The following is a 5,187-nucleotide window of genomic DNA, read 5'->3' as shown; positions in this document are numbered from 1 at the left end:
CCATAACCAGGCCTTATACTCTTTACATTTTCATGTGTAAATAACTCACCTTCAGCAACATCTTTTACCACATACAGTGAGCGTCTGAATATAGCATTTCCTTTCTCACTCTCTTTGCGCTCGTAATTTACTTTACCAACCGCTTCCCATGCTATTTTAGAGTCTCTACACAACTGTAGTAACTCTGGCTTTTCTAATGAGAAACTATCATCAGGCCCACCACCATTCCTATCAAGCGTTACATGCTTTTCTATTAAGCATGCGCCTAACGCCACTGATGTAATTGCTGTTGTGTTATCTATTGTATGGTCTGATAGACCCGTTAACACATCAAAACGAGTGCCCATATCTGCTACAGTCGCCAAATTATAATCGCCTGATGGCGCTGGGTAACCACTTACACAGTGCAGTACAACCAGTTCTTTACACCCTGCATTTTTTGCAGTTTCCACTGCTTCACGTATTTCTTCTTCGTTAGCCATACCTGTCGATATAATCATTGGCTTACCAGTCTTCGCAACATACTCGATTAATGGTAAATCGATGGCTTCAAATGACGCTATTTTGTACGCAGGAGCACCAAGCTCTTCGAGTAAATCAACGGCAGTAAAGTCAAACGGCGAGCTAAAAATAGTGATACCTAACTCTTTAGCTTTTTCAAATAACGGTTTATGCCATTCCCAAGGCATGTGCGCTTCTTCATATAAGTCATACAGTGTTTTACCATCCCACAACCCACCTTTAATTAAAAATTCAGGGTTATCGCTTTTCATTGTTATGGTATCAGGGCGATAAGTTTGCAGCTTCATTGCATCTGCACCACACTCTTTTGCCATTTCCATTATTTTGTAGGCATTTTCGATATCACCGTTATGATTCGCTGACATTTCAGCAATGATATACGGCGCATAGTCAGGGCCAATTTTTCTGTTATCGATAGTAATAAATTTATTCATAAATCCCTCACTCCACAGGTTGTCGAGTAAATTGCTCTTCATTAATTCGTTGGTAGCCAGCTCGGCTAAACAAAGCTTGTGATGCTGTATTTTCTTTTAGTACAACAGCATGTATAATTTTTGTAGGATGTAATATATCTACTTGTTTTAAAGCGAGTTTCGCAACCCCTTTACCAAAGTGCTCTGGCGCTATAAAGATGGAAATGGTATACGTGTTTTCGGCTGTCTTGTCTAACCTGACTACGCCTACAGAAACCGCTTTTTCATCTTTGCTTTTGGTTAATTCAATCACATAAAAGTAGTCACTTTTACTTGCTAGCTTTTTAGTCATCCAAGCCTGATGATCAGCTAAACTCGGAACGTCTTTATTAAGTGCATAACGTCGTGTTTCAGGTTCACATTGCCAAGCGTACACCTGTTCAACATCAAGTTGTGTCGCTAATCTTAGGCTTAGTGAGCCATTAAGTAATTGGGTAATGTGCCTCATTATTCGCCTAACACCTTGCCCATCACATAACTGCAGGTTTATTGTTCGCATTTTTGAATAGTCAGTAATTAACTGCTCATACGCCTTGATTAAGTTTTTACTAATCGCCTCTAACTCAACGCTAATTGCAGCACCAACGACTTCTAAATTTTTACAAATAGTCTGCTGGTTATCAGCAAGTGCAATAACAATACTCGGTAACCCGACACAAGCACGTTCCCATGACGTTGAGCCTGGCGCGCCAATGGCAATATCATGCTCACACATGAGAGTAGCCATGTCATCTACAAAATCGATGTGAGTCAACCACGCACTTTGCTCTATAGCAAACTTTGTAACACTTTTGTAATGAGGTGCTCTTGTGCTAAGCAATACAGTTGTTATAGGCGGGTTAACACTATCTTTTAAAACTTTAAGTACTTGTAAGCTTGCATTGGGGGCGTCTATGCCGCCCATTGACAGTAATACACGAGGTCTATTTTTTAATGTATTTACTGCTGCCAACTGCGACAAATGACGAGATGAGAAATGAGTGTTTATAATCGCGTATTGCGTACCTGTTAAGGCGGTGGTCTTAGGGTTTAATAAATGATATTCGCTTGGCTCTCTAAGCAATGTTTGATCTATAATTAAGTCTGCAGCGTGCTCTCTTACTAAATCGTCAATTGCAATAACTTTACAGTTATATGCTTTTTTCACTACCTTATGCCACTGTACACCAATACCATAGTGATCTGTAATGACTAAATCAGGGCTATCAAACGCAGAAGCGAATTCTTGGGCATCATCATACTCAGTGACTTGCAACCACGCTGCATAATCCGCAGTCGAGATTGGTGCTAACCAATCTGCTGGTTGCTGTAATTCATAAATAGAAAAACCACGCTGCTTTATATATGTGACTAAATCACCGCTCTGCGGGCGGGTAGCAAATAAAACGTCGTGACCATCTAGTTTAAGCCTATCAGCCAATACTAAGCAACGCATGATATGACCGCTGCCTATATGAGAAGAGGCATCAGCCCTAATTACGACCTTTAGCATTCAATTGCTCGGTACAAAGCTTCTGCCAATTCCCAATCTTCAGGTGTATCTATGTCTTGTACTCGTTTACGTGGTAGCAAAACAGCCTTCGATCTTGTTCCAAAAATAGCTTTTTTTGCTATAAATGCCTTGGCAGTACCCCAATAAAACTGTCCAGCATCATGATATGCTTCTTCGAGATCTTGCGAACGAGTATTTAAATGCTCTGGCTGAAACATTTCAACGCATTGTTTATCATTAAGCTTTAAAGCTCTTTGAATTGGAAAAGGAAAACTTGTTGCACTGAAGGCGTAATCTACATTACTCGATGTCAGCTCTATAAATCCGCGCTGGATAAACTCAGGTATTAAAAAAGGAGCGGTTGCATATATACAACATACATTTTCAACGCCCCATTCCTGTAACTCGGTATACTCAACAGCATGCTTTATTACATCAAGCGTGGTTGCATAATCATCCGCAATATTAGCAGGGCGCATAAATGGTACTTCTGCCCCATATTGTATAGCAATATCTGCTATTTCAGCATCATCTGTAGAGACAATTACTTTATCAAAACAATTACTCTTTAAAGCCGCCTCAATTGAATAAGCAATCATTGGCTTACCGTGAAACTCTTTGATATTTTTGCGAGGTATCCGCTTACTTCCACCACGTGCAGGGATGATTGCTATATTCATGATTAGGCTTCTAATATTTGTGTTAGCTTACTGATAACTTCGTCTTGCTGCTCATGAGTCATACCATGAAACATCGGTAATGAAATAGCATTGCTGTAATAACTTTCTGCATTTGGAAAGTCACCTTGTTTAAAGCCCATTTTTTGGTAATAAGGCTGTAGGTGCACAGGAATATAATGCAGGTTTACACCAATACCGTTTTCTCTTAGCTCGTCAAACACTTCTTTATGCGTTTTGCTAATTTCATTTAGGTTTAGACGAATAACATATAAATGTAAGCCAGAATAAGTATTAGGTAACTGATAAGGCAGTATAATCGGTAAACTAGCTAGCTTGTCATAATAACGTACTGCTAATTCATGACGTGCAGTAACGAACTCACTTAACCGGCTCATTTGCGATACACCGAGTGCAGCTTGCAGCTCCGTCATGCGGTAGTTAAAACCTAAATCCACTTGCTCATAGTACCAACCACCATGCGATGCATTTTCCATTAATGCTTCGTCACGTGTTATTCCATGGCTACGGTAAAGTGCCATTTTATCTGCAAGTGCTTTACTATTCGTTAATGCCGCACCACCTTCTGCGGTGGTAACAATTTTAACAGGGTGAAAGCTAAACACGGTAATATCGCTGTATTCACATGATCCAATTGGTTGTTCTAAATAACGTCCACCTATTGCATGTGAAGCATCTTCAATGACTTTAAAGCCATACTCTATTGATAACGCATGGATTGCTTTCATGTCACATGGCTGACCACATAAATGCACTGCAACCAAAACTTTAGGCAAAACACCTTCTTTTTTAGCGCGGATAAGCTTTTCTTTTAATGCTACAGGGCAAAGATTATAAGTTGCAGGATCTATATCAACAAAATCTACTGATGCGCCACAATACAAACCACAATTAGCTGAGGCTACAAAAGTGACTGGTGTTGTCCATAATCTATCACCAGCCCCTAGCTCAAGCGCTAAACAAGCAATATGTAAAGCTGACGTTGCACTATTAACAGCCAAGGCATGATTGGCGCCGGTTGAATCCATCAGTGCTCTTTCAAACGCAGGGACTTGCGGCCCTTGCGTCAAAAAATCCGACTTTAGAACATTAACCACTGCATCAATATCTGCTTGAGTTATATCTTGCTTTCCATACGGTATCATTTAGTTATCTCTATACTTCAAACGATGGGTCAACATGTTCAACAATAAGCTCACGCAAGCCTTCAATTGTTTCCCACTCAGTATTTGTTCCTGAGTTGTATTTAAAGCCAAATGGTACTTTTTCAGCTTTATGGTGAGCGAGGTATTCTTCTTCGGTGTATGTATACGATACAGAAGGTAAAATTGCGTAGTATGGACCCAAATCAATCGTATTTAACGAGTCCGTATCTGTAATCATTTCTTCATGTAGTTTTTCACCTGGGCGAATACCTACATCACGCGTTTCACATTCAGGTGCTACGGCTTCAGCAATATCTAAAATTTTGTATGATGGGATTTTAGGGATGAATATCTCACCACCTAAATGGTTACCCAAGGCAAACATAACTAGGTTAACGCCGTCTTGAAGCGATATATTAAAACGAGTCATTTCATTGTGTGTGATTGGTAAAACACCTTCTTTTCGTTTTTCTAAAAAGAAAGGAATAACAGAGCCGCGAGAGCCCATTACATTACCATAACGAACAACGCTAAATTTAATATCTTTAGAGCCGCGAATATTGTTAGCAGCAGCAAATAATTTATCTGATGCAAGTTTAGTGGCACCGTATAAGTTAATTGGTGCACATGCTTTGTCTGTCGATAGTGCAACAACATCTTTTACACCACATGCTAGTGCAGCATGAATAACATTTTCAGCACCATCTATATTCGTACGAATACATTCTGTTGGATTGTATTCAGCGGTATCAACCTGCTTAATAGCGGCTGCGTGAATTATTACATCAACACCTTCACACGCTTGCGTTAAACGCTCTTTATCGCGAACATCACCAATAAAAAAACGTAATTGCGGG

5 protein-coding genes are annotated in these 5,187 nt (G+C 39.8%); all 5 read right to left on the bottom strand.

Going from position 1 to position 5,187, the window contains the following annotated elements; genetic code table 11:
• On the bottom strand, positions 1 to 956 hold a 956-nt coding region (gene pseI, locus H5120_RS19950; RefSeq protein ID WP_182675878.1), incomplete at its 3' end, for a pseudaminic acid synthase.
• 7 nt (positions 957 to 963) lie between these two features.
• Positions 964 to 2,487 (bottom strand): UDP-2,4-diacetamido-2,4,6-trideoxy-beta-L-altropyranose hydrolase, encoded by a 1,524-nt coding sequence (gene pseG, locus H5120_RS19945; protein WP_182675877.1) that lies wholly within the window; start codon positions 2,485 to 2,487, stop codon positions 964 to 966.
• Positions 2,481 to 3,167 carry a pseudaminic acid cytidylyltransferase gene (gene pseF / locus H5120_RS19940; RefSeq protein ID WP_024596594.1) on the bottom strand — a complete coding sequence of 229 codons (687 nt, stop codon included), beginning with the start codon at positions 3,165 to 3,167 and terminating at the stop codon, positions 2,481 to 2,483. The genes pseG and pseF overlap by 7 nt, the downstream gene beginning before the upstream one ends.
• A gap of 2 nt (positions 3,168 to 3,169) precedes the next feature.
• A complete protein-coding gene (gene pseC / locus H5120_RS19935; RefSeq protein ID WP_182675876.1) occupies positions 3,170 to 4,330 on the bottom strand; it encodes a UDP-4-amino-4,6-dideoxy-N-acetyl-beta-L-altrosamine transaminase in 1,161 nt (386 codons plus the stop codon).
• 10 nt (positions 4,331 to 4,340) lie between these two features.
• A partial coding sequence (pseB, locus tag H5120_RS19930; RefSeq protein ID WP_182675875.1) for a UDP-N-acetylglucosamine 4,6-dehydratase (inverting) occupies positions 4,341 to 5,187 on the bottom strand: 847 nt, incomplete at its 5' end.

Origin of the sequence: Pseudoalteromonas sp. SR43-2, assembly GCF_014163885.1 — a bacterium.
Taxonomy (GTDB): domain Bacteria; phylum Pseudomonadota; class Gammaproteobacteria; order Enterobacterales; family Alteromonadaceae; genus Pseudoalteromonas; species Pseudoalteromonas distincta.
This window is presented reverse-complemented; position numbering and strand designations above follow the sequence as displayed.